This window comes from Bradyrhizobium sp. Kon56, from assembly GCF_055807635.1.
Window position 1 is genome coordinate 34,485 of record NZ_JBVVOU010000013.1, and the last position, 21,907, is coordinate 56,391.

Sequence of the window (21,907 nt, forward strand, 5' to 3'; positions counted from 1 at the left end):
CGTAATTGTCGCGCGAAACCGCGCTGTTGCGCTGTGAGACAGGTCACAAAAGAAACGTGACTTCAAAGGGTTGCGTCAGACGCCGTGGCGCGTCCGCTCAGCGCTTCTTGGCGGGCTTTTTCGCCGCAGGCGCAGGTGTCGCAGCGGGATGCGCAGGCGCTTCCTCCGGTACCTTGGCGTAGGTCAGGATTTGCAACTGGGCGTTGGCGGCTGAGGTCGGCCTGGCCCGGTCGAGAAACTGCTCCTCGCCGAGGCCGATCGGATGCAGCCGCTTGGTCGAGATCTTGAACGTGTTCACCAGCACGTCGCGTATCGCGTCCGCCCGGCGCTGGCTCAGGATCGCATTGGCCTCGCGCGTCTTCGCGTTGGATTCGACATGGCCGACGATCAGGAACGTGTAGGGCAGCAGCGAGGCATGGACCAGCGCATCGGCGAGGCGGCCGACGGTCTGGTAGGACGCCGGCTGGATGATCGGCGTGTCGGCGTCGAACTGGATCTGCGCAGTGAAGGTCGGCAGATTGACCAGATCAGGCGCGATCAGCGGCCGGTTCACCGGACCGGGATCGTTCTTGATCCTGGCCTTGGCCCGCTCCATCACCTGCAGCTTCAGCGCGGGGAGATCGATCTCGGCGGCTTGTTCGAAATGGTTGAGCTTGCCGACGATGTCGTCGCGGGTTGGCGGCGCCGTCTGCGCTTCCGCTGTGCCCGCGAGCAAAGCGAGGCCGAGCGCGATGCATATTCCGGCGGTGGAAAGCCTCGTCGCTGGCATCACCGATACCCCGCGTCGTCAACGGCCTTCAGGCAATTGTTGCTGATGCCCTTGGGCGTCGAGACCAGGCAGGGGACCGCCTTGCTGGTCTCCTTGGTCGAGCCGCCGCAGACCTTGACGATCTCGCGCTGGCAGACGTTCGCCACGGTGACACGGGCTGCGACGCGCTTCTGGATGGCGTCGAAGGCACCGAGATAATCGCTCTGGCACTGCTGCGAGAGCACGTCGCGGTTGCGCGAGAGGCACTCCTTCAGGCGGGTCGAATCCGGGTTGACGCCGCGGCAATTGGCGACGATTTCCGCGCCGCAACTTTTCGCCAGCAGCCCGATCGCATCGCCAAAGCTCATGGTCTCCGCCGCCGCAAGCGACGGCATACCCAATGCCAGCAAGATCAGTGTGATGGAGCCCCGGACCATGGTCGCATCTGATACGGGGAAGTTCACGGTGGTCAAGGGCTGTTCGGACCTGAACTGTCGAGAGTCCGACCAGTGCGGCGAACAGTCCTCACTCCGTGGCCTCAGTGAGGGGTGGCCATTCGATCAGGGCGACCGTGTGCTTCCCGAGTTCGTCGGCGACATCAGGGTCGGCCTTGAGCTCGTCCAATGTCCGCGGCGGGGGAAGCTGGCGGCCGTCCGCGGTCAGTTCCTGTGCATAGAACGCGAGTGCCTCGGGCGCATTCTCCAGGGCCTCATCGACGTCGTCGCCGCCGGAAATGCAGCCGGGCAGGTCGGGAAACCACACGCCGACGGCTTCGTCCGGGCCGGCATCCTCGATGATGGCGATGTAGTGCGGCATGCAGGCCTCACGCCCGCTGCACAAAACTGTCCACGACCTTCTTCTCCCCCGCCTTGTCGAAGGCGATGGTGAGCTTGTTGCCGTCGATCTTGGTGACGCGGCCATAGCCGAATTTCTGGTGGAAGACGCGGTCGGAGAGGGAGAATTCCGAGGTCGTGCCGGTGGATTTGGCCACCAGCTCGCCCTCGATCGTCAGCGGCCCGCGGCGGCGCGAGGAGAAGCTGCCGAAATCGGGCGAGGACGACTGGGACGAAAACGACGAGGCCTGTTCCTCGAAACTGCCGCGGCCGCCATTGCCGCCGCCACCGCCGCCGCGATTGCGATTGGCCTGGGCGCGCTGCCAGCCCGGGGTCGAATAGGTGGAGCCGAACGCTTCCATGTCGTCGAAGCGGGAGGCGCCGTAGCCGCCGGTGCCGCCCCAGGCCGAGCCGCCCTTGGATTCCGTGATCTCGACATTGGCCGCGGGCAGTTCGTCGAGAAAGCGCGAGGGGATCGTGGTCGACCAGGTGCCATGGATCCGGCGGTTGGTGGCAAAATAGATTTTGGCGCGGCGGCGGGCCCGGGTCAGGCCGACATGACCGAGCCGGCGCTCTTCCTCGAGGCCGGCGCGGCCCTGTTCGTCCAACGTGCGCTGGCTCGGAAACAGGCCTTCCTCCCAGCCGGGCAGGAACACGTTGTCGAATTCCAGCCCCTTGGCCGAATGCAGCGTCATCAGCGACACCGCGTCCTCGTCGGCGCCGCTGTCGCGGTCCATCACCAGTGAGATGTGCTCCAAAAACCCTTGCAGGTTCTCGAACTCCTCCATCGAGCGCACCAGCTCCTTGAGGTTTTCGAGCCGACCCGCGGCGTCCGCCGAACGGTCCTTCTGCCACATCTCGGTGTAGCCGCTCTCGTCGAGCACGATCTCGGCGAGCTCGGTGTGCGAGGTGACCTCGCGCTGGGCGCGCCAGCGGTCGAACTGGGCGACGACGTCGCGCAAGGAGCCGCGCGCCTTCGGCTTCAGCTCATCGGTCTCGACCACCGCGCGCGCCGCCTCGAACAGCGGGATGCGGCGCTTGCGGGCGTGATCGTGCAGCATCTGCACGGTGGCATCGCCCAGGCCGCGCTTGGGCGTGTTGACGATGCGCTCGAAGGCGAGATCGTCGGCCGGTGAATTGATGACGCGGAGATAAGCCAGCGCATCGCGGATCTCGGCGCGCTCGTAGAAGCGCGGGCCGCCGATGACGCGATAGGGCAGGCCGAGCGTGACGAAGCGGTCCTCGAACTCGCGCATCTGGTAGGAGGCGCGCACCAGAATCGCGATCTCGTTGAGCTTGTCGCCCTTGCGCTGGATCTGCTCGATCTCCTCGCCGATGCCGCGGGCTTCCTCTTCCGAATCCCAAGAGCCCGTTACCGTGACCTTCTCGCCGTCCTGGTCCTCGGTGCGCAGCGTCTTGCCGAGCCGGCCCTCGTTGTGGGCGATCAGGTGCGAGGCGGCGGCGAGGATGTGGCCCGTCGAGCGGTAGTTGCGCTCGAGGCGGATGACCTTGGCGCCGGGGAAATCATGGTCGAAGCGCAGGATGTTGTCGACCTCCGCGCCGCGCCAGCCATAGATCGACTGGTCGTCGTCGCCGACGCAGCAGATGTTTTTGACGTGGCGCGTCTGCTCCTTCTCCCCGCTTGCGGGGTCGCGACGAGCTTCGCTCGCGCTGAGAAGGTCGGGATGAGGGGCTGCCTCCACGAGCTCAGCTTGCTGAGAGTCCCCCTCACCCGGATCGCTCGGGCGCGCAATTGCGCTGCCGGGCGATCCGACCTCTCCCCGCACGCGGGGAGAGGCAAAAGAAGTCGGCGCTTGGGACAGCAGCCGCAGCCACAGATATTGAGCGACGTTGGTGTCTTGATACTCATCGACCAGGATGAATTTGAAGCGCTGCTGGTACTGCCGCAGGATATCCGGGTGCTCGCGGAAGATGCGGATGTCCTCGAGCAGCAGATCGCCGAAATCGGCGGCGTTCAGGATCTTCAGCCGCTCCTGGTAGCTCGCATAGAGCTTGCCGCCCTTGCCGTTGGCGAACACGGCGGCCTCGCCCGACGGCACCTGCGACGGCGTCAGGCCGCGGTTCTTCCAGCCGTCGATCAGCCCGGCCAGCATGCGCGCCGGCCAGCGCTTGTCGTCGATATTGTCGGCTTGCAGAAGCTGCTTGAGCAGTCGGACCTGATCGTCGACGTCGAGCACGGTGAAGTTCGACTTGAGCTGCGCCAGCTCGGCGTGAGTGCGCAGGATGCGCCCGCCGATGGAGTGGAAGGTGCCGAGCCACGGCATGCCTTCGACGGCATGGCCGAGCATCTGGCCGAGCCGGTGCTTCATTTCGCGCGCGGCCTTGTTGGTGAAGGTCACCGACAGGATTTCGGATGGGCGGGCGCGGCCCTGGCTCAGGATGTGGGCGATGCGCGTGGTCAGCACGCGGGTCTTGCCGGTGCCGGCGCCGGCCAGCACCAGAACCGGCCCGTCCAGCGTCTCCACAGCCTCGCGCTGCTCCGGATTGAGCCCGGACAGGTATTGCGGGCCTACCGAGGCGCGCGCACGCGCGGCGATGCCGCCGGCTGCGGGCTGGTGGTCGGGGACGCTCTGGGACGTGATCTTGCTCGGCTCGGTCATGCGAATCATTTGCCCCACGTTGGCACCGCGGGGTGGTGAAAGGGGAGCCTTCTTAACAGGGATTGGTCCCTATATGGGGCCGCGGACAGGGGTTTTCCACGTGCGCCGAAAGCCAATTTGTTCCTGTCGGTCAGGCGAATTTCCGGCTTCAGCGGCCCGGAACCATTGTTCCGAGTTGGCGATTGGTTCTGCAAGTGAGGCGCGTCAGCCGCGCCGATCGCAGACAGACATCGAAACAGAGGTTCGGATCATGCTTAGCTGGGTAGTTACGTTTCTGGTTATCGCCCTGATCGCCGGTATCCTGGGCTTTGGCGGCCTCGCCGGCGCGTCGATCGAAATCGCCAAGATCATCTTCTTCATCGCAGTCGTGTTGTTCCTGGTCTCGGCCGTTGTCGGACTGGCACGGGGTCGTAACAGGGTTTAGCGCGCTTACCGCTTCGAGGGCATCGCCACGTTCCGGCCGATGCCCTCGGGCCGCGGGACGGCGCTGTGGGCCTTGACCACCGCTGCGATGCGCTCACGGATGTCTGGGGGAAAAGCCGCCACCTTTCGTGAGCCCATGTCGATGTGAAGCGACATGTTTTCCGATGTGGCGGACAGCCATCCTTCGGTCGCGTGCCGCAGCTCCTGGAAGGTGTGCAGCCGCTTGTCGTCGGCTTCCAGCAGCCAGACCGAGACCTGCACGGGATCGTCGAGGTGGATTTCGCGCAAATACCGCACGTGGCATTCGGCGGTGAAGGTCGAGCCGCCGCGCTCTTTCATGTAGCCCGGTCCGATCCCGAGCGTCAGCCACATCTGGTCGATCGCGCGGTCGAACATCACGTTGTAATAGGCCATGTTGAGGTGGCCGTTGTAGTCGATCCATTGCGGCTCGATCTGCATGATTGACGAGCGGAACGGCACGCCCTCGATCGTTGTGGCAGCAGTCTCCGGCATGTGTCCTTCCCCAGCTATGCGTCCGGTCGCTTGACTTGACCGGTGAGATGTCCTTTGCCACGGTTCGTCTCGTCGGGAGGAACGTCCGTGGGTACGACCATCACCAATAATCCGCCGCGGCCGGCGCCGAAAGCCCTCGCGAGCGCGCTGGAGCAACTTGCCGCGCGGTTCGGCAACCGCCTCATCACCTCGCAAGCCGTCCGCGAGCAGCACGGCCATACCACCACATGGATCGTGAACCAGCCGCCGGACGGCGTGGTGATGGCGCAGGAGACTGCCGACATCCAGGACGTGGTGCGGATCTGCGCGAAAAACGGCGTGCCCGTCATCGCCTTCGGCACCGGCACCTCGCTCGAGGGCCAGGTCAACGCACCCGCCGGCGGAATCTGCATCGACCTGCGCGACATGAACAAGGTGCTCGCGGTGCATGCCGAGGACCTCGATTGCGTGATCCAGCCCGGGGTGACCCGCAAGGCGCTCAACGAGCATCTGCGCGACCAGGGCCTGTTCTTCCCGATCGACCCCGGCGCGGACGCTTCCCTCGGTGGCATGGCCTCGACCCGCGCTTCCGGCACCAATGCGGTGCGCTACGGCACCATGCGCGACAGTGTGCTGGCGCTGAAAGTGGTCCGCGGCGACGGCGAGATCATCACGACCGGCACGCGTGCGAAGAAATCATCCGCCGGCTACGACCTGACGCATCTGTTCGTCGGCGCCGAGGGCACGCTCGGCATCATCTCGGAGCTGACCATCCGCCTGCGCGGCATCCCCGATACGATCGCGGCCGGAGCGGTGTCGTTCGAGACCGTGCACGGGGCGTGTCAGGCCGTGATCCTGGCGATCCAGACCGGCATTCCCGTGGCGCGCATCGAGTTGCTCAACGCCGCGCAGGTGCGGGCCTGCAACGCCTATTCGAAGCTGACGCTGCCGGAAACGCCGCTGCTGCTGATGGAATTCCATGGCAGCGAGATCGAGGTCGCCGAACAGTCCAAGGCCTTCGGCGAGATCGCCAGGGATTGCGGCGGCGGCGATTTCTCCTGGACCACCAAGCCGGAGGACCGCACAAAACTGTGGCAGGCGCGGCACGACGCCTATTGGTCGGTGAAAGCGCTGCGGCCCGGCGACAGCATCGGGGTGGTCGCGACCGACGTCTGCGTGCCGATCTCGCGGCTTGCCGAATGCGTCGGCGAGACCGAGGAAGATCTCAAGCGCCTCAACCTGTTGTCGCCGATCGTCGGCCATGTCGGCGACGGCAATTTCCACTGCTCGCTGGTCTGCGACACCAACGATGCCGACGAGATGGCGCGCGGCGAGGAGTTCATGCATCGGCTGGTCGAGCGCGCGCAGGCGATGGACGGCACCTGCACCGGCGAGCACGGCATCGGTCAGGGCAAGCAGAAATACCTCAAGGCGGAGCTCGGCCCCGAGGCGATCGACGCGATGCGGGCGCTGAAAAAGGCGCTCGATCCGCAGAACATCTTCAATCCCGGGAAGATCGTACCGGAGGCGTAGCGCGCGGCGTGGCCGCCGTTTATGCTCGCTCCCTCACCACGGAGCAGGCAATGCAGTGGTTCGCGCGCAAGACGCGTCAGGACGTCTGGGACGAAGCGATCGAGCGGCCGCTCGGCGACATCGAGGCCGCCGAGCGCATCCGTGCGATCTGTGACGCCGCTGCGGCGAGCGCGGCAGGTAGCGCGCGCAGCGACAAGCGCGACAGCGAGCGCTACGAGCGCGCGGCGAAAGTCGCGATGGAAATCGCGATGAAGATCTCGGATGGACTGATGCGCGACGACGCAGTCCGTCGCATCGTCGATCTCTGCATGAAGGCGAACGACCTCAAGACGGCGCAAATCCTGTTTCGCGCGATCCATGCCAGCTGGATCCGCGAAACGATCCAGCGCGATCACCCGCCATTGGCGCAGTGAGCCCAGTTATCGCGCCAACTTCCGCACGGCCTCGTCGACGCTGTGGAAGACACGCTCTCTCGGCAGGGCGTCGAACAATCTAAACCGCTCGAACGCGTCCTGCGCGCGCACCGATTCCAGCCGGGCCAGCGCGACGGTGACGCCCTGTTCGCTGCACGCCCTGAACACGTCCAGCAGGATCTGCGCGGCGGTGAAGTCGATCTCGACCATGCCGCTCGCCTCCAGCACCAGCAGCTGTGGCGGCGTCGTGCCGAGCACCTTGATCACGTCGCTGCGAAAGCCGGGCGCGTTGAGGAAGGACAGCGGCGCCTGCAGCCCGAGCACGGCGACGCCGGCGATGCGCTCGCCGGCGATGTGCGGATGTGCCGGCCACCAGATCGTGGTGCCCGGCACGCGCTCGAACTCGACCAGCCGCGCGCGCGTCGTGCTCCAGATGCCGTGCAGCAGCGACAGCACGATGCCGAGGAACGCGCCTTGCTGGATCGGCAGCACGATGATCAGCGCGGCGGTGGCGGCGATCAGCAGGAATTCGCTGGGGGATTGGCGATAGATCGTGACGATCTGCTTCACGCGGATGATGCGCAGCGCGACGAACAGCAGGATGCCGCCGAGGGCTGCGTCTGGAACGTGCTGCAGCAATCCCGTTCCAAACGCGAGCAGCGCCAGCACGATCGCAGCGGCGGCGAGACCCGCGAGCTGCGATTGTCCGCCGGTCTCGGCGACAATGCCCGTCCGCGGCGGGCTGGCGTTGACCGGAAACGCGCCGAACAGGCCCGACAGTACGCAGCCTACGCCCGCGCCGAGAAAATCGCGATCGACATCGGCCGGCTTGTCGGGATCGGACGGGAATGAGCGCGTCGTCGCCGCGGTCTGCACCATCACCACGACCGTGATGACAAAGGCGAGCGGCACGAGGCGGACCCATTGCTCCGGTGCAAGCTCGGGGAAGGCCGGCCGCGGCAGCGTCCCCGGCACGAGGCCTACGACATTGACGCCCTTGCTCTCGAGGCCGAGCGCGATCGTGGCCAGGGTCGCGGCGACGAGCCCGATCAGCGCGCCCGGAATTTTTGCGCTGATCTTCTCGGCGGCGAAGACCACGGCCAGCACACCGAAGCCGATGCACAGCGTGAAGGGATTGCTGCGGCCGAGCTCGCTTGCGAGCACACCGATGCGATCGAGCGTCGGCCCGCTTGGCGAGTCCAGACCCAGCACGCCCGGCAATTGCGACACGATGATGTGGACGGAGATGCCGGCGAGGAAACCGACCATGACGGGCACGGACAAGAGATTGGCGATGCCGCCGAGGCGGAAGGCGCCGCCGGCCAGCATCATTGCGCCGACCATCAGTGCCAGTGCGATCGCGAGGCCCTGATACTCAGGCGAGCCGGCGGCGGCCAGCGCCGCCAGCCCGCCGGCGAAGATCGGCGTGATCGTGGAATCGGCGCCGCAGGACAGGAAGCGGTTTCCGCCGAGCATCGCAAAGCCGAGCGATCCCGCCATGAAGGCGAAGAAGCCGATCTGCGGCGCGAAGCCGCCGAGCCGCGCCGTGGCCATCTGCTCTGGGATCGCGATTGCCGCGAGCGTCAGGCCGGCCATCAAATCGCCCGGCAGCGAATAGGACGCGAGTGAGCGAAACAGCGGCCATGATGTTGCGGTGTGAGCGTCCTGCGCCATCAGCAGCGAATCCCCGAAGTGTTCCGTTGGCCGACCAGACCACAGCTGCCGGTCGTCGGCAAACATGGGGTTGCCGGCCTCGCCTGTATATCGTGCGACACCGCAGGGCTCGGGCACTTATCGCGTCTGCGAGCCCCACGCGCACTCCCGCGAGGCACGCCCTATGGCTTCGACGCCTGCGCCTGCTTCAGCGCGCTCTTGCAGCCATCCGACAGCTGGTTGAAATGCTCGATCATGCACTGCTTGACGCGGCCGCCTCCCGGCATGATGCCGGAGCACAGCGCGCGCATGTCCGCGGTGCACGCTTGGCGTATCTCCTGTCGCGGTTGCTGGGCGGACGCGGCGCCCGCGGACGATATCGCGACCAACGCGGCGATGATGGCCGCGATCGCGCGTCGCAGCTCCCGTAGCTGTACAGGTCTCACCATGCGCAGACCCTCCGCACGCCGAATGGCGTGCTGGTCCACCAACAGGCCCCAGGATAGGGAGGCGCCGCATAGGCATAGGGTGGATGGGCGTAGGGCACGATGGTCCGCCGGCACAGGCCGTTGGCCGTCAGGTGCCAGCCGGGTCCGCAGCCGCCGCTGACTTCGGTGAGGCCGTCGGACATGCCGGGGTGAGGGCTGGGGGTGAAGGCTAGCGCGGTCGAACCTGCGGCCAGTGCGGCTGCCGCGGCCGACGCCAAGATCGTCAATCGTCGCATTCGAGATATCCATGCTTGCAAGTTGGAGGAAGGCAGTCCGCGGCCAGTGTTCTGACCCCGGCCGGAATTTCACGGTCGTGCGGCGCGAGGGTCAGTACCGGTATCCGTAATAGGGATGAGTCCCGACCGTGCCGCTGCGCGTCACGCTGTTGCCGTTCGGACCCGTCGTGGTGCGCGTGTAGTCGAATGCATGCGGAGCGACGCGCGTGATGCTGCCGCTGCGTGCGATCGTGCCGCCATAAGGTCCCGTCACCGAAGCCGAACGCGAGCAGGTTCCGCCGGCGCATCCGCCGCTGGCGCTGCCGTAGTAGGTACCTCGCCAAGTCGTGACGCTGCCGCTGCGAACCCAGGCGTTTGCACCGGAGGCTCCCGTGAGAGCCAGCACCGTTGCGAGTGATAGCGAAGCCAGAATGGGTTTCATCGGATACTCCTGTTTGTGAGGACGCGCCGGAACGAGACCGGTCGCCGCATGGGGCCAATCTCGCCTCGATCTTTTGCCGTGATGTTGCCGGCGAGGCCGGAAGTGTAACGTTTTGTAACGAGTGACGGGGTCGCCACATTCCTGCCAGCGGGCTGCTCGATAGAGGCCGCGATGGACACTCGGACGATCATGATCGTGGAGGACGACCGCGAGATCCGCGCGCTCTTGGCGGACCTGCTGACGCGGGAGGGCTATGCGCCGGTTTGCGTCGAGAACGGCGCGGCGATGGACCGGGCGCTGATGCAGGCATGCCCGGATCTCATCGTGCTTGACATCATGCTGCCGGGCGAGGACGGACTGTCGATCTGCCAGCGCCTGCGCGGCAAGAGCCGCACGCCGATCCTGATGCTGACGGCCAAGGCCGACGATGTCGACCGCATCATCGGCCTGGAGCTCGGCGCCGACGATTATCTGCCGAAGCCTTTCAATCCTCGGGAATTGCTGGCGCGCATCAAGGCCGTCTTGCGGCGTGTGGACGGCCCGCTGCAGATGCCGCCGCCGCGGCGAATTGCTTTCGGCAGGCTGGTGGCCGATCTCGACGGGCGCAGCCTGACCAACGACCAGGACCGTATCGTCGAGTTGACGGCAGCGGAGTTTGATCTGCTGGCATGTTTCCTCGAACGGCCCAAGCGGGTGCTGTCCCGCGACCAGTTGCTCGACTGGACGCGCGGCCGGACCGCGGATCCGTTCGACCGCGTCATTGACGTGTCGGTGAGCCGGCTGCGCCGCAAGCTCGTCGCCGCGGATCCCAAGGCTGCGTTCTCGATCAGGACCGTGCGCAATGGCGGCTATCTCTTCAGTGCTGACGTTCGCCCGCTCTGAGCACGGAGCCTGTGCGGAATGAGCAGGCTTCACATCGCCGCCCGCCTCGGCCTTATCGTCGTCGGCGCCATCATTCTCGTGCAGTTGCTGTCGGTCGCCATCTATTTCGTGGAGCAGCGCGGCCGCGGCGAGCCGTCCGGATTTGCCGCTCTGTTCGCGCAGGTCGCCGCCTTGGCGGAGGCGATCGACAGGGTCCCGCGCGACGATCGCGACCTGGTGCTGCGCGCGGCCACGACGGCGCGATTTAAGCCGGTCGTGCGTCAGGACGTGCCGCCCAACCCGTTGCATGGCCGTTTCCTGGGCAGCGCGGAGCAACGGTTGCGCGCGCTGAGCGGTGTGCCAGCGGAGCGGCTGGTCGCACTGTCCTTCGTCAACGTCAGGGACGGCCAACAGGTGGCCCGCTTGCGTGATCTCATCACCTCGCGCCTGCAAGCTGTCATTGAACTTGCTGGCGGCGGCTATCTGGTGATCGAGACCGCAGGTGAGCTCAGCCTTCGCCTGCTCGGCATTCCTGTCGGCCTGCTGGCCGGAATTCTCGGCTTCGTCGTCGCTTTGGCGGCCTTGCTCGCGGTCCGCCACGAGACCAGGCCGCTGTCCGAGTTGACCGTCGCCATCGAGCGCTTCGGCGCTGCCATGGAGACCATGCCGGTCAGCGAGCGGGGTGCTCCCGACGTCCGGGCGCTGATCCGCGCCGTCAACGCCATGCAGGCGGACATCGCCGAACTGCTGCGCAGCCGCACCCTCGTGCTCGGCGCGATCAGCCATGATCTGCGCACTTATGTCACGCGGCTGCGGCTACGTCTCGAGCTGCTGCCCGAAAGCGTGCAGCGGGACAAGGCAACCGTCGATCTCGACGACATGCAATCGCTGATGGATGATGCGCTCGCCTTTGTCCGCGCCTCGTTCGCAGGCCCGTCGGCGGAAACCGTCGATCTTGCCCGCGTCGCGCGGACCGAGTACGAAGCGCGCAAGGGCGCCTGCGCAGCGCTGACGCTCACCTGCGAAGATCCGGCTCTCCTCATCCGCGGCTCGGCTGCGGGCATGGCTCGGGTCGTTGCCAATCTCGTCAACAACGCGATCCTCTATGGTGGCGCCGCGGACATCTCGTTGTACGCCGAGACCGATGTGATCGAACTCCTGGTCGAGGACCGCGGGCCGGGAATCCCGGTTGACGAACGCACCCGCGTATTCGATCCATTCTACCGGCTGGAGACCTCGCGCAGCCGCGAGAGCGGCGGCGCAGGATTGGGACTCACAATCGTGAGGCAAGTTGTCGAAAGCAACGCCGGCACGGTCGCCATTGAGGATCGTCCCGGTGGCGGCACGCGTGTCCGCGTCCGGCTGCCGCGCGAGCGGTCTCAGTAACGGCTGCGGTAGCCATCGCCGCGTCCCGGGCCGCCGTAGTTGCCGCCTCGACCGCCCATGCCCATGCCAATTCCGATGCCTATTCCGACACCTAAGGCTTCTGGCGGCGGGCCGCGATCCGGTGGCGGCGCGCGCTCGTAGATCACCTCATCAGGCGGCGGCCGGCGCGGCCTGGGCGGCGTGTCGACCACCTTGCGCTTCGGCGGTGTGTCGTCGACGCGCTTCTTGATCACAGGCGCGATCGTCGGGTTGATCGGCGAAGCCGGTGGTGTGGGCGTCGAGCACGGGCAGGTCGGGGCCATCGCGACGGCGACCGGGGCAGGAGCGGCCGCGACCGCGGCAGGCAAGACGTAGTTGCGGTTCTGCACGCGGAGCAGCAGCCGGCGTGCGGTCGCGGCCAGATCGCTGTTGTCCCAGTTCGCCAGATACGCCTCGAACGAGGCGCGGGTGTTGATCGCGGTGGCGCGCTCCCACGCCAGCATCTGGCGCCGGCGCTCCACAATCGTGCGCAGCCGCGGCGTACGGGTATCCTGAGCGTACAACTCGATATAGGCCTGATACGCCGGCACGGTGTCGTCGGTGATCACCATCTCATAGGCGACCATGGCCGGCTTGCCCTGCAAATCCTTGCGCCAGTCCTCGAGGCTGCGCGTGCCGCTCGCAAGTGCCATGGAGGATGCGCCAGGAAGCGCAGTCTGACTGCCGCTGCTGTCGCCGCCGAAGAACTTGAAGTCAGTCGTCAGCGACGAGCTTTCCCAGGGGATCTGGCGTCCGTCGGTCGATTGCGCCACGGCGACGCGAATGCGCTTGAACACTTCCTCGATCGGCAGATTGGGCTGCTTGGCGACGGTCAGCGCCGCGGTGGTGTAGGGGCTGTCGATGCCGGAGCCATCCTCGGCTTCGGAGCCCGGCGAGGTCGAATAGGAAATGAAGGAGCCCGGCGCGCCGGCCTTGGTGTCGACGATCGCAAGCCCGTGTCCGGCGCCGCTGAGCGCAGGGAAGGGATTGTTGCGGCAGGCATCGAGCATGAAGATGCGCGCCCGCGTCGGCAGTGCGCCGAGCGTGTTGAGCAAATCGTTCAGTCGCACACCCTGCAGCGGAATGTCGGCTTCGCGCTTGGGGTCGAGATCGACGGGAACGAGATAGTTCTCGCCGTCGATCTGGAGGCCATGGCCGGCATAGAACACCAGCGCGACGGTGTCGGCGCCGCTGGCGCTGACCTTGCCGGCGAAATCCGAGATCGCCTGACGCATATCGTTTTGCGCCAGATTGGATGCCGTGGTGACGGTGAAGCCGGCATTGGCGAGCAGCTCCGTCATGCCCTTGGCGTCGTTGGCTGCGTTGGGCAGTTCCGGCACGGTGCGATAGGCCGATTGGCCGATCACCAGTGCGAGCCGCGCTTCGGCCGCGGCCCCCGTCGGCATCGTCAATTGCGTGAGCGCGAGAAGAGCGGATGCAAGAAACAAATTGCGAAAGACTGGACGGCGCATGGTGTCACCTCCATCGGCAATGCGCGCGATGATGTCACCTTTTCTAGGTGGCCGCCATGCGTCTGTCTGTGCACTGGATCACGTTGAGCTGCGGCAAAATGGGGCAGAAGGTCTGCCAGAGCTGATGCGGCATCGTTCTGGCGCCATCCATGTGAATTGCGCATTGATCCATGCGGCAATTGGATCGATGCCCAACGCTGCGCGAAAGCATCTTCTCGCGCATCGGCCCCATGCCGATCCGATCGAGAATCCCGCAAAAACATGGCTGTTTCGCCGCGCGCTGATGCCGTTGATCCTCGCGACACACCGCTTTGCAACGGCCGGCCGCAAGCCTTGCCTGCGCCGTCGCTTTGGCCATACAGTCCGCGCAACGGGCTGCGGCAACGACCGTCGCTCGAAAAACAAAAATTGGGGAGAAACCGCATTATGTCCATCGTGCCCGTGAACCGTCGCGCGTTCATCAAGTCGTCGACGGGACTTGCCGCCGGCCTCGTATTCTCCCCCGCACTCATCGGCCGCGCCGAAGCCGCGACGCTGAAGCTGAAATGCTCCTCCTCGCTGCCGAACGATCCCAAATTCGCCAACGGCCGGGTCTACTACGACAATCTGGTGAAGAACCTGAAGGCGAACGGCCTCGGTGAGCAGGTCGAGGTCGCGTTCTTTCCCGACAACCAATTGGGTCAGGAAATCGACGTCATCAACTCAGTGAAGCTCGGCGTCATCGACCTCATGGTGTCGGGCTCCTCGATCTCGGCCAATCTGGTGCCGCTGGTCGGCACCTACGACCTCGGCTTTCTGTTCTCGAGCTTTCCGCAGCAGACCAAGGCGTTCGACGCTGGCGCGGCCAAGCCGATCGAGGACGCGCTGCTCAAGGGCAGCAACATCCGCATCATCGCCTGGGCCTATAATTTCGGCTCACGCAGCGTACTTGCGAGGAAACCGGTGAAGACGCCGGAAGATCTCGCCGGTCTCAAGATTCGCACGCTGCCAAATCCCGTCATCACGGAATGCCTGCGCCTGATGGGAGCTGCCGCGACGCCGCTGGCGTTCGGCGAAATCTACACGGCATTGCAGGCCGGCGTGCTGGACGGGCTAGAGCACGACCCGCCGACCATCCTGGCCAGCAAGTTCTTCGAAACGGCGAAATTCTATGCATTGACGCAGCACAATTTCTCGCCGCTCGCGATCTATTTCAGCGACACGACCTACAATCGCATGGATCCGAAGCTGCGCGAGGGTTTCCTCGACGCCGCGAAGAAGGCTGCGGCCGACACGCGGACCCACGGGCTCGCGGTCGAGAAGGAGGCCCTGTCGGCCTTGACCGAGAAGGGCGTGACGGTGGCCGAATGCGACCGCGAGGCGTTCAAAAAGCGCGTCGCGCCGCAGATCGAGAACTTCATGAAGGCGCGGCCGGAATCCAAGGCCGTGATCGACATCATCCGCGCCACGCAGGCCTGACGTGGCAATGACAGCTGCCGTACCTCTCTCGGGCGGCCGCCACGGGAGCATCGCCCTGCTGCTTCGCTTCAGCGACGCGATCGCGGCCATCCTGCTGGCCACGGATCTCGTCGTCGTCTGCGGTTCCGTGCTGCTGCGCTTCTGCATCAACGCGCCGGTGGAGTGGTCCGACGACGTCGCGCGCGGACTGATGGTCGGATCGGCCTTCTTCGGCGCGGCGAGCGCGCTCGCGCGCGGCGAGAATGTCGGCGTCTCTTTCTTCCGCGATCTGGCTCCGGTACGGCTGCGCGCGCTGGTCGACGCCGCGAGCGCGCTGCTGGTGGTGCTGATTTCGGGCTACGTCGCCTACAACGCCATCAAGCTCGGCTCGCTGACGGCGGGCCAGACCACCGGATCCGGCCTGCCGCTGGAGCTGACCTTCTACCCGATGGGCGCCGGCGCGCTGTTCATGACGGTGTTTGCGATCGACCAGCTCTGCGCCAGGCCGCTCCCTGACATCGTCAGAGGCCTCGTCGCGATTGCCGTCGTGACCGGCCTTTATCTCGCCTGGGATTATCTGTCGCCCGCCACGGTGCCGTCGGCGGGCACGCTGATGCTGATCGGTTTCTTTGCGACGTTGGTCGGTGGCTTGCCGATCGGCTTTGCGCTGGCGCTGGCCGCGCTGATCTTCATCTGGGTCGAGGGCGCGCTGCCCGGCGTGATCTTCGCCCAGCAGATGGCGCGCGGCATCGACAATTTCGTGCTGCTCGCGATTCCGTTTTTCATCCTCGTGGGCTACCTCATGGAAGCCAACGGCATGTCGGTGCGGCTGATCGAGCTGTTGCAGCGGGGCGTCGGGCGGATGCGCGGCGGTTTGAACGTCGTGATGGTGGCCTCGATGGTGCTGTTCTCCGGCATTTCCGGCTCGAAGATGGCCGACGTCGCCGCGGTCGGCTCCGTGCTGATTCCGGCCGCGCGCCGCTCCAAGCAGAATCCGGGCGGCGCCGTGGCGCTGCTCGCAGCCTCCGCGGTGATGGCGGAGACTATTCCGCCCTGCATCAACCTGATCATCCTGGGTTTCGTCGCGAACCTGTCGATCGGTGGTCTGTTCGTCGCAGGGCTGTTGCCCGCGGCGCTGATGGCGCTGGCCTTGATCGCCGTCTCCATCATCTTCGGCAAGACTCCAATTGAGACTCCAACTGAGTCTCCAGCTGATGCCGAGGAGATCGCGCCGCAGATGCCGGTGTCGGGCCTGTGGAGCGGCGCGATCGCCTCGTTCGGCCTGATCTTCATGATCTTCTTCGGCTTCAAGAGCGGCTTTGCCACCGCCACGGAAATCTCGGCCTTCGCCGTGGCTTATGCACTCGTCGTCGGCAGCGTGGTGTTCCGCGAACTCAGCTTCACATCGGCTGCGCACAGCTTCGTCCAGGGCGCGACGCGCGCGGGGCTCGTGCTGTTCATCGTTGCCGCAGCGCAATCGCTGGCGTTCACGCTGACCCTGCAGCAGGTGCCGCATGCGGTCGGCGATTTCATGCTGGGATTGTCCAAGACCAGCGGCACCTGGCTGTTCATCCTGCTCGCGATCGCCGTGCTGATCGTGATGGGCTCGGTGCTCGAAGGCGCGGCGGCGCTGATTATTTTCGGGCCGTTGCTGTTGCCGGTGGCCGTGCAGCTCGGCATCGATCCCCTGCATTTCGGCGTCGTGCTTGTGATCGCGATGGGCATCGGCCTGTTCGCGCCGCCGCTCGGGCTCGGGCTTTACGGCGCCTGCCTGATCGGCAATGTGCCGATCGAGCAGACGGTGAAGCCGATCATGGGCTATCTCGGCCTGTTGTTCCTTTGCCTGCTCGTGATCGCGTTTGTGCCATGGCTCAGCACGGCATTGCCGCGCGCGTTCGGCTATTGAGGGAGTATCGCCGTGAAAGTCCTGCTGGCCCACACGCCGGAGATGCGCCGCAATTACTACGGCGATCGCAGCCTGAACGGCTTGCGCGCGACCGCCGAGGTGATCCTGCACGAGAGCGATGAGACGCTGGTCTCAGCCAGCCTCGTGCGCGCTGCGCAAGATGTCGACATCATCGTGGCCGATCGCATGACCGAGGGACGCGGCGAGATCTTTGCACAACTGCCGCGCCTGCGCGCCTTCGTCCGCTGCGCCGTCGACATCCGCAACGTCGATGTCGAGGCGGCCTCGAACGCCGGCGTGCTCGTGACCCGCGCCGGGCCTGGCTTCGTGCAAGCCGTTGCCGAGCTCGCGGTTGGCTTCATGGTCGATCTCTCCCGCGGCGTATCGCGAGCGACGGCCGATTATCACGCCGGCCGCAAGCCGGAAGCGCGGATGGGCCGTCAACTCGCCGGCAGCAAGATCGGCATCATTGGCTATGGCAGCATCGGGCGCTATCTCGGGGAAATCGCCAAGGTGATGCGCATGGAAGTGCTGGTCGCAGATCCCTTTGCGACCGTGACCGACGGTGCCATCCGGCAGGTCAGCCTCGACGAGCTCCTCGCCGCGTCCGACTATGTCGTCTGCCTTGCCATCGCCAACGAGCAGACCGAAAATCTGATCGGCGAGGCGGCGCTGGCGCGGATGCAGAAGCATGCGGTCTTCATCAATCTCTCCCGCGGCAACCTGGTCGACGAAGCGGCGCTGGCGAAGGCGTTGCTTGAAAATCGAATCGCGGGTGCCGCGATGGATGTGGGCCGCGCGCCCGACCAGATGCCAAGCCCGGAGCTTGCGAAGCTTCCCAACGTCATCGCCACGCCCCATGTCGGCGGCCTGACGCCGCAGGCGATCGAATATCAGTCGCTGGAAACCGTGCGGCAGGTCGAAGCGATCGTCAAAGGCGAGATCCCGCAAGGCGCCGTCAACGCCGACCGCTGGACGCGGCGGCCGTGATCTGCTCTATAGCCGGTCCACAGCTTTGAACGTCCCGTCCTTCTGGATCACCGTCAAAAACACCTTCGGCGGCGCGTCGAGCATGCGCATGCCGACGGTGATGGTGCTGCCGCTGATGTCGAAGCGGCCGACATCGTTGATGGTGCGCAGCAGGCTCGCGCGCGTCGGTTGCGGTCCGGCTTGTTCCAGCGCCGCGGCCGCGAGACGGCCGGCGATATAGCCTTCGAGCGCCACGAAATTCGGTGTCAGCGCCGGGTCGAACGCCGTCTGCGCCGCCTGGTAGTCGGCGACCAGCTTAAGCGAGCGGTCCCAGGGAAACGGCACGACCTGCGTGACGACGACGCCTTCGCCCTCGGGGCCGAGCTCCTTGGCGAGCGCAACGGCGCCGACAAAGGAGATGTTGACGAAGGTCGGACTGGCGCCGCTGCGGTGCGCGAGCTTGATGAGCTCGGCGCAGGGACCGTAGGTCCCGACCATGACGATCGCCTCGGGTTCGACGCGCTTGATCGTGCGCCAGGCCGACGCGACGGCGCGGGTGTTGCGCTCGAAGGTGCCTTCGGCGGCGAGCTCGAGGCCGCGCCTGGCAAGCGCGCGCTTCACGCCGGAAAGACCGTCGCGCCCGAACGAGTCGTCCTGGTAGAAAATGGCGATGCGGGTGAAATGGCGATCCTCGGTGAGATGCTTGACCCACGCCTCGGCCTCGGCGCCATAGCTCGCACGGATGTTGACCACGTTCGCAAGCTCGAGGTCGCGCAAGAATTCAGCGCCGCTGAACGGACCGATGAAGGGCACGTTCCTGGCGCTGGTGATCGGTATCGTCGCGACCGCGGTCGGCGTCCCCACCGCACCGATCAGCGCGAACACCTTGTCGTCCTCGATCAGCCGCAGCGTTTGCACCACCGAGCGGTCGGGGTCGTACCCGTCGTCGCGGCTGATGAGCTGGAGCTTGCGGCCGTGGACGCCGCCCTTGGTGTTGATCTCGGTGAAGGCCGCGACGATGCCCTGCCGCATCCGCTGCCCGAGCGCGGAGGAGGGACCCTCCAGAGCGGCGGCCTGGCCGAACAGGATCGCATCCTCGCTGACGCCGATCTCGTCGGCTTTCGCCGGCAGCATGATTGCTGCCAGGACGGCGACGGTCATGACGATGCATGTCGCAGATCGAGATCGATACATCAGAGAAAGTCTTGCCGGGTGCGGTGAGTAGCTTCGGGAAAGCTATCGCCACGGGATGAATCGGCGATGTATCGACGGCTCCGTACTACTCCGGGGAAAACCGGCAACTTGCTTCGACAGAGCCCGCATCATCCTGCACTTCATTAACTAAACCGGGTAATGCGGAAAAGCCGGGTTCCGAAATTGTGCAGTTCTTAACCGCGGTCCTGTTCCGATAGTGGCTCCGGCGGCTCAACCAGAGGTTCGGTTGAGCGGGACAGGGGACGGCGGTTTTTGGAATGGGCGGTCGGGATCAGAACGATCAGGATCGGGGGCGTATGACCGGATGGTGGCGTGCCGCGCCGCTGCTCGGGCTCTATCGCCCTGCGCTCGTCGCAGTCGGCGTCGGTCTTCTGTTTTCGGTCGTGGCTGCAGCCGCCGTGGCGCGATGGGAAGGCCGCGTCAACAAGATCGAGTTCGAGAACGCGGCCGAGACCGAAGTGATCGTCATGCAGAACGGCATGAGCGAGTACATCTCCAGGCTCGTCGCGCTGCGCACGCTGTTCGAATCGACCAATCAGGAGATCACCCGCAGCGAATTCGAGACCTTCAGCGCCCGCCTGTTCGAGCGCCATCCCGGCATGCTGCGCATCTCCTGGGTGCCGCGGGTGAACCGCAAGGAGCGCGCCGAATACGAGGCCGCGGCGATCACGGACGGCGTGTCCGGCTATCGCATCAAGTCGCTCCAGGGCGATGCGTTCGCGACCGCGCCGCAGAGCGACGAATATTTTCCGGTGTTCTACTCGACCCAGCCGAAGACGTCTCCAGTCTACGGAATGGACTACGCGACCGTTCCGGAGCGCCGCGCGGTCCTCGAGCGCGCGCGCGACACCGACCGGATAGGGGCCATTCGCACCCGCCTCTACGAGCCGAAGGAGGGCGGCCGGTTGCCCGACGTCCTCGTCGCCATTCCCGTCTACGCCAAGGGAACGTCGCGCGACGCGGTCGTGGACCGGCGCCGCAATCTCGCCGGCTTCGTCGTCGGCGTCTTCGACCTGCCGCTGCTGATCCAGTCCATTCGCGTGACCACCGGGGCAAGCCCCGCGGTCAGCGTCAACGTCTATCCGCCGTTCGCGGGTCAGATCGTCGGCCTGGAGCAAATGCTGCCGGATTACTCGTCGGCCGCGACGGCGCCGCAGACGATGCGGGACGTCGCGCGGACCCTGCACTGGTCGGGCAATCTCAAGATCGGCGACACCGATTGGCAGGTGCGGGCGGTTCCGGCTGCCGGCGGTCCGCTGGAGACGACTTACGATCGCGCGGGTGCGGTGCTGATCGTCGGCATGCTGCTGACGCTGTCGCTTTCGACCTATCTCATGCTCGCAAGCCGCAATTCGCAGCGGCTGTCACTGGCGAACCGGCGGGTGCTCGAACTCGCCCAGACCGACATCCTGACCGGATTGCCGAACCGCGCTTTCTTCCTGGCCCGGCTCGACGAGCTCAAGGGCCGTTTGAAGGACGCCGGTCCGACCTTCTCGATCCTGATGCTCGACCTCGACCGCTTCAAGAACGTCAACGACTCGCTCGGTCACGGTGCCGGCGATGCGCTGCTGCGTCAGGTCGCACAGCGGCTGAAATCCGCTTTGCGCACCAGCGACGTGCTGGCCCGGCTCGGCGGCGACGAATTCGCCATCATCCAGGAAGCTTGCGAGGATCAGCGCGTCTGCTCGACCGAACTGGCGGGGCGGATCGCCAAGCTCGTGGCCGAGCCGTTCCTTCTTCCCGGACACCGCGTCGAGATCGGTACCAGCATCGGCATTGCGATCGCGCCCGATCATGGCAGCGATCAGGAGCAGCTGCTGAAGAAGGCGGACCTGGCGCTCTACCGCTCGAAATCGTCGGGCCGCAACTGCTTCACCATCTACGACAAGGCGATGTCGGCCGAGCTCGAGGCGCGCAGCACGCTGGAAGGCGATCTGCGCGACGCCATCGCGCGGTGCCAGCTCGAGGTGCACTATCAGCCGTTCGTCGACGCCCTCAGCGGCACGCGGCGCGGCTTCGAGGCGTTGGTGCGCTGGCGGCATCCGACGCGCGGCTTGATCGCGCCGGACCAGTTCATCCCGCTTGCGGAGGAGACCGGGCTGATCGTGCCGCTCGGCGAATTCGTGTTGCGGCGCGCCTGCGCGGACGCGGCCGGCTGGCCGTCAGATCTTGCGGTCGCCGTCAACCTGTCGCCGATCCAGTTCAAGGAGGCCGAGCTGTTCGAGACGATCAGCGCGGCGCTCGCCGATTCCGGATTGCTGCCGCAGCGGCTGGAGATCGAGATCACGGAATCCGTGCTGCTGGAGCGTGGCGTCGAGAACCACGCCTTCATGGAGCGGCTGAAGAGCATCGGCATCGCGCTCGCACTCGACGATTTCGGCACCGGCTATTCGTCGCTCAGCTATCTGACCGCTTTCCCGTTCGACAAGATCAAGATCGACAAATCGTTCATCCGCAACCTCACGCATCAGCCGCGCAGCTCCGCCATCATCTCCTCGATCGTGACGCTGGCGCGCGGGCTGGACATGTCGGTCACCGCCGAGGGCGTCGAGACCCGCGAGGAGTACGAGCGGCTGAAGGCGCTCGGCGTCAATTTCGCGCAAGGCTATCTGTTCGGCCGCCCGCAGCCGATCGAACGGATCCTGTTCGACGCGCCCGCCAAATCGTCGCAACGCGACGCGGCCTGAGGGCGGCCGCCCAAGGATCGCTCAATGAGGCATGCGCGAAAAGCGCTTGACCCGGGCAGTCCTGGATGGTCGGAAGGACCGTCCAGGGATGAAAC

General features: G+C 65.8%; 21 protein-coding genes. 10 read left to right on the forward strand and 11 right to left on the reverse strand.

The features are described from left to right. Positions 1 to 97: 97 nt before the first annotated feature. The 4 genes from AC0L3B_RS21150 to AC0L3B_RS21165 form a co-directional block, all read right to left on the reverse strand. Positions 98 to 769: an OmpA family protein gene (locus AC0L3B_RS21150; protein WP_018454283.1), complete on the reverse strand. Its 672-nt coding sequence runs from the start codon at positions 767 to 769 to the stop codon at positions 98 to 100. Continuing rightward, a complete protein-coding gene (locus tag AC0L3B_RS21155; RefSeq protein ID WP_018454284.1) occupies positions 769 to 1,185 on the reverse strand; it encodes a hypothetical protein in 417 nt (138 codons plus the stop codon). Before AC0L3B_RS21155 ends, AC0L3B_RS21150 begins: the two co-directional genes overlap by 1 nt. 88 nt (positions 1,186 to 1,273) lie before the next feature. Next, positions 1,274 to 1,564, reverse strand: a complete 291-nt coding sequence (locus AC0L3B_RS21160; RefSeq protein WP_018454285.1) for a type II toxin-antitoxin system HicB family antitoxin — start codon at positions 1,562 to 1,564, stop codon at positions 1,274 to 1,276. A gap of 7 nt (positions 1,565 to 1,571) precedes the next feature. Beyond that, a complete protein-coding gene (locus AC0L3B_RS21165; RefSeq protein ID WP_473380982.1) occupies positions 1,572 to 4,211 on the reverse strand; it encodes an ATP-dependent helicase in 2,640 nt (879 codons plus the stop codon). A gap of 241 nt (positions 4,212 to 4,452) precedes the next feature. On the opposite strand from AC0L3B_RS21165, the gene AC0L3B_RS21170 reads away from it, so the two are divergent. Then, positions 4,453 to 4,626, forward strand: a complete 174-nt coding sequence (locus AC0L3B_RS21170; RefSeq protein ID WP_007600914.1) for a DUF1328 domain-containing protein — start codon at positions 4,453 to 4,455, stop codon at positions 4,624 to 4,626. A 5-nt stretch (positions 4,627 to 4,631) separates the two neighbouring features. Here the strand turns inward: AC0L3B_RS21170 and AC0L3B_RS21175 are convergent, their stop codons facing one another. Then, the gene (locus tag AC0L3B_RS21175; RefSeq protein ID WP_018454287.1) at positions 4,632 to 5,138 is read right to left on the reverse strand and encodes a thioesterase family protein; all 507 of its coding nucleotides are present in this window, start codon (positions 5,136 to 5,138) and stop codon (positions 4,632 to 4,634) included. Between the two features lie 87 nt (positions 5,139 to 5,225). Here AC0L3B_RS21175 and AC0L3B_RS21180 point away from each other — a divergent pair, with 87 nt between their 5' ends. Next, a complete protein-coding gene (locus AC0L3B_RS21180) occupies positions 5,226 to 6,650 on the forward strand; it encodes an FAD-binding oxidoreductase (protein ID WP_085350292.1) in 1,425 nt (474 codons plus the stop codon). Positions 6,651 to 6,700: 50 nt separating this feature from the next. Then, positions 6,701 to 7,063, forward strand: a complete 363-nt coding sequence (locus AC0L3B_RS21185) for a hypothetical protein (protein WP_026232706.1) — start codon at positions 6,701 to 6,703, stop codon at positions 7,061 to 7,063. Positions 7,064 to 7,069: 6 nt separating this feature from the next. Here AC0L3B_RS21185 and AC0L3B_RS21190 read toward each other — a convergent pair whose 3' ends face one another. The 4 genes from AC0L3B_RS21190 to AC0L3B_RS21205 form a co-directional block, all read right to left on the reverse strand. Further along, a complete protein-coding gene (locus AC0L3B_RS21190) occupies positions 7,070 to 8,737 on the reverse strand; it encodes a SulP family inorganic anion transporter (protein WP_473380983.1) in 1,668 nt (555 codons plus the stop codon). 161 nt (positions 8,738 to 8,898) lie between these two features. Further along, entirely contained in the window at positions 8,899 to 9,165 is a 267-nt protein-coding gene (locus AC0L3B_RS21195) for a hypothetical protein (RefSeq protein ID WP_018454291.1), read from the reverse strand. Next, the gene (locus tag AC0L3B_RS21200) at positions 9,159 to 9,440 is read right to left on the reverse strand and encodes a GCG_CRPN prefix-to-repeats domain-containing protein (RefSeq protein WP_143273231.1); all 282 of its coding nucleotides are present in this window, start codon (positions 9,438 to 9,440) and stop codon (positions 9,159 to 9,161) included. The genes AC0L3B_RS21195 and AC0L3B_RS21200 overlap by 7 nt, the downstream gene beginning before the upstream one ends. 91 nt (positions 9,441 to 9,531) lie before the next feature. Further along, positions 9,532 to 9,861 (reverse strand): hypothetical protein, encoded by a 330-nt coding sequence (locus tag AC0L3B_RS21205; protein ID WP_085350289.1) that lies wholly within the window; start codon positions 9,859 to 9,861, stop codon positions 9,532 to 9,534. Between the two features lie 171 nt (positions 9,862 to 10,032). On the opposite strand from AC0L3B_RS21205, the gene AC0L3B_RS21210 reads away from it, so the two are divergent. Both AC0L3B_RS21210 and AC0L3B_RS21215 read left to right on the forward strand, forming a co-directional pair. After that, entirely contained in the window at positions 10,033 to 10,743 is a 711-nt protein-coding gene (locus AC0L3B_RS21210) for a response regulator (RefSeq protein ID WP_085350288.1), read from the forward strand. Between the two features lie 18 nt (positions 10,744 to 10,761). Next, complete coding sequence (locus tag AC0L3B_RS21215) at positions 10,762 to 12,108, forward strand: sensor histidine kinase (protein ID WP_473380984.1); 1,347 nt, start codon at positions 10,762 to 10,764, stop codon at positions 12,106 to 12,108. Here AC0L3B_RS21215 and AC0L3B_RS21220 read toward each other — a convergent pair. Continuing rightward, complete coding sequence (locus AC0L3B_RS21220; RefSeq protein ID WP_473380985.1) at positions 12,102 to 13,598, reverse strand: caspase family protein; 1,497 nt, start codon at positions 13,596 to 13,598, stop codon at positions 12,102 to 12,104. The genes AC0L3B_RS21215 and AC0L3B_RS21220 overlap by 7 nt on opposite strands. On the opposite strand from AC0L3B_RS21220, the gene AC0L3B_RS21225 reads away from it, so the two are divergent. Genes AC0L3B_RS21225 through AC0L3B_RS21240 form a run of 4 tightly spaced genes read left to right on the forward strand, consistent with a single transcriptional unit; the run spans position 13,597 to position 17,931 of the window. After that, positions 13,597 to 14,043: a hypothetical protein gene (locus AC0L3B_RS21225; RefSeq protein WP_473380986.1), complete on the forward strand. Its 447-nt coding sequence runs from the start codon at positions 13,597 to 13,599 to the stop codon at positions 14,041 to 14,043. The two genes, AC0L3B_RS21220 and AC0L3B_RS21225, sit on opposite strands and share 2 nt — an antisense overlap. Beyond that, positions 14,025 to 15,056 carry a TRAP transporter substrate-binding protein gene (locus tag AC0L3B_RS21230; protein ID WP_456653643.1) on the forward strand — a complete coding sequence of 344 codons (1,032 nt, stop codon included), beginning with the start codon at positions 14,025 to 14,027 and terminating at the stop codon, positions 15,054 to 15,056. The genes AC0L3B_RS21225 and AC0L3B_RS21230 overlap by 19 nt, the downstream gene beginning before the upstream one ends. A gap of 7 nt (positions 15,057 to 15,063) precedes the next feature. After that, positions 15,064 to 16,941 (forward strand): TRAP transporter large permease, encoded by a 1,878-nt coding sequence (locus tag AC0L3B_RS21235; RefSeq protein WP_473380987.1) that lies wholly within the window; start codon positions 15,064 to 15,066, stop codon positions 16,939 to 16,941. A gap of 12 nt (positions 16,942 to 16,953) precedes the next feature. Continuing rightward, positions 16,954 to 17,931 carry a hydroxyacid dehydrogenase gene (locus AC0L3B_RS21240; RefSeq protein WP_018454299.1) on the forward strand — a complete coding sequence of 326 codons (978 nt, stop codon included), beginning with the start codon at positions 16,954 to 16,956 and terminating at the stop codon, positions 17,929 to 17,931. 6 nt (positions 17,932 to 17,937) lie between these two features. Here AC0L3B_RS21240 and AC0L3B_RS21245 read toward each other — a convergent pair whose 3' ends face one another. Then, the gene (locus AC0L3B_RS21245) at positions 17,938 to 19,104 is read right to left on the reverse strand and encodes an ABC transporter substrate-binding protein (protein WP_473380988.1); all 1,167 of its coding nucleotides are present in this window, start codon (positions 19,102 to 19,104) and stop codon (positions 17,938 to 17,940) included. 317 nt (positions 19,105 to 19,421) lie between these two features. Here AC0L3B_RS21245 and AC0L3B_RS21250 point away from each other — a divergent pair, with 317 nt between their 5' ends. Next, positions 19,422 to 21,812: a bifunctional diguanylate cyclase/phosphodiesterase gene (locus AC0L3B_RS21250; RefSeq protein WP_473380989.1), complete on the forward strand. Its 2,391-nt coding sequence runs from the start codon at positions 19,422 to 19,424 to the stop codon at positions 21,810 to 21,812. The last annotated feature ends 95 nt before the right edge of the window (positions 21,813 to 21,907 follow it).

What these genes read in the sequence shown, in the direction of transcription:
- AC0L3B_RS21150 (WP_018454283.1), bottom strand. Translation starts at nt 769, where the DNA reads ATGCCAGCGACGAGGCTTTCCACCGCCGGAATATGCATCGCGCTCGGC.
- AC0L3B_RS21155 (WP_018454284.1), bottom strand. Translation starts at nt 1,185, where the DNA reads ATGGTCCGGGGCTCCATCACACTGATCTTGCTGGCATTGGGTATGCCG.
- AC0L3B_RS21160 (WP_018454285.1), bottom strand. Translation starts at nt 1,564, where the DNA reads ATGCCGCACTACATCGCCATCATCGAGGATGCCGGCCCGGACGAAGCC.
- AC0L3B_RS21165 (WP_473380982.1), bottom strand. Translation starts at nt 4,211, where the DNA reads ATGATTCGCATGACCGAGCCGAGCAAGATCACGTCCCAGAGCGTCCCC.
- AC0L3B_RS21170 (WP_007600914.1), top strand. Translation starts at nt 4,453, where the DNA reads ATGCTTAGCTGGGTAGTTACGTTTCTGGTTATCGCCCTGATCGCCGGT.
- AC0L3B_RS21175 (WP_018454287.1), bottom strand. Translation starts at nt 5,138, where the DNA reads ATGCCGGAGACTGCTGCCACAACGATCGAGGGCGTGCCGTTCCGCTCG.
- AC0L3B_RS21185 (WP_026232706.1), top strand. Translation starts at nt 6,701, where the DNA reads ATGCAGTGGTTCGCGCGCAAGACGCGTCAGGACGTCTGGGACGAAGCG.
- AC0L3B_RS21190 (WP_473380983.1), bottom strand. Translation starts at nt 8,737, where the DNA reads ATGGCGCAGGACGCTCACACCGCAACATCATGGCCGCTGTTTCGCTCA.
- AC0L3B_RS21195 (WP_018454291.1), bottom strand. Translation starts at nt 9,165, where the DNA reads ATGGTGAGACCTGTACAGCTACGGGAGCTGCGACGCGCGATCGCGGCC.
- AC0L3B_RS21200 (WP_143273231.1), bottom strand. Translation starts at nt 9,440, where the DNA reads ATGCGACGATTGACGATCTTGGCGTCGGCCGCGGCAGCCGCACTGGCC.
- AC0L3B_RS21205 (WP_085350289.1), bottom strand. Translation starts at nt 9,861, where the DNA reads ATGAAACCCATTCTGGCTTCGCTATCACTCGCAACGGTGCTGGCTCTC.
- AC0L3B_RS21210 (WP_085350288.1), top strand. Translation starts at nt 10,033, where the DNA reads ATGGACACTCGGACGATCATGATCGTGGAGGACGACCGCGAGATCCGC.
- AC0L3B_RS21215 (WP_473380984.1), top strand. Translation starts at nt 10,762, where the DNA reads ATGAGCAGGCTTCACATCGCCGCCCGCCTCGGCCTTATCGTCGTCGGC.
- AC0L3B_RS21225 (WP_473380986.1), top strand. Translation starts at nt 13,597, where the DNA reads ATGGTGTCACCTCCATCGGCAATGCGCGCGATGATGTCACCTTTTCTA.
- AC0L3B_RS21220 (WP_473380985.1), bottom strand. Translation starts at nt 13,598, where the DNA reads ATGCGCCGTCCAGTCTTTCGCAATTTGTTTCTTGCATCCGCTCTTCTC.
- AC0L3B_RS21230 (WP_456653643.1), top strand. Translation starts at nt 14,025, where the DNA reads ATGTCCATCGTGCCCGTGAACCGTCGCGCGTTCATCAAGTCGTCGACG.
- AC0L3B_RS21235 (WP_473380987.1), top strand. Translation starts at nt 15,064, where the DNA reads ATGACAGCTGCCGTACCTCTCTCGGGCGGCCGCCACGGGAGCATCGCC.
- AC0L3B_RS21245 (WP_473380988.1), bottom strand. Translation starts at nt 19,104, where the DNA reads ATGTATCGATCTCGATCTGCGACATGCATCGTCATGACCGTCGCCGTC.
- AC0L3B_RS21250 (WP_473380989.1), top strand. Translation starts at nt 19,422, where the DNA reads ATGACCGGATGGTGGCGTGCCGCGCCGCTGCTCGGGCTCTATCGCCCT.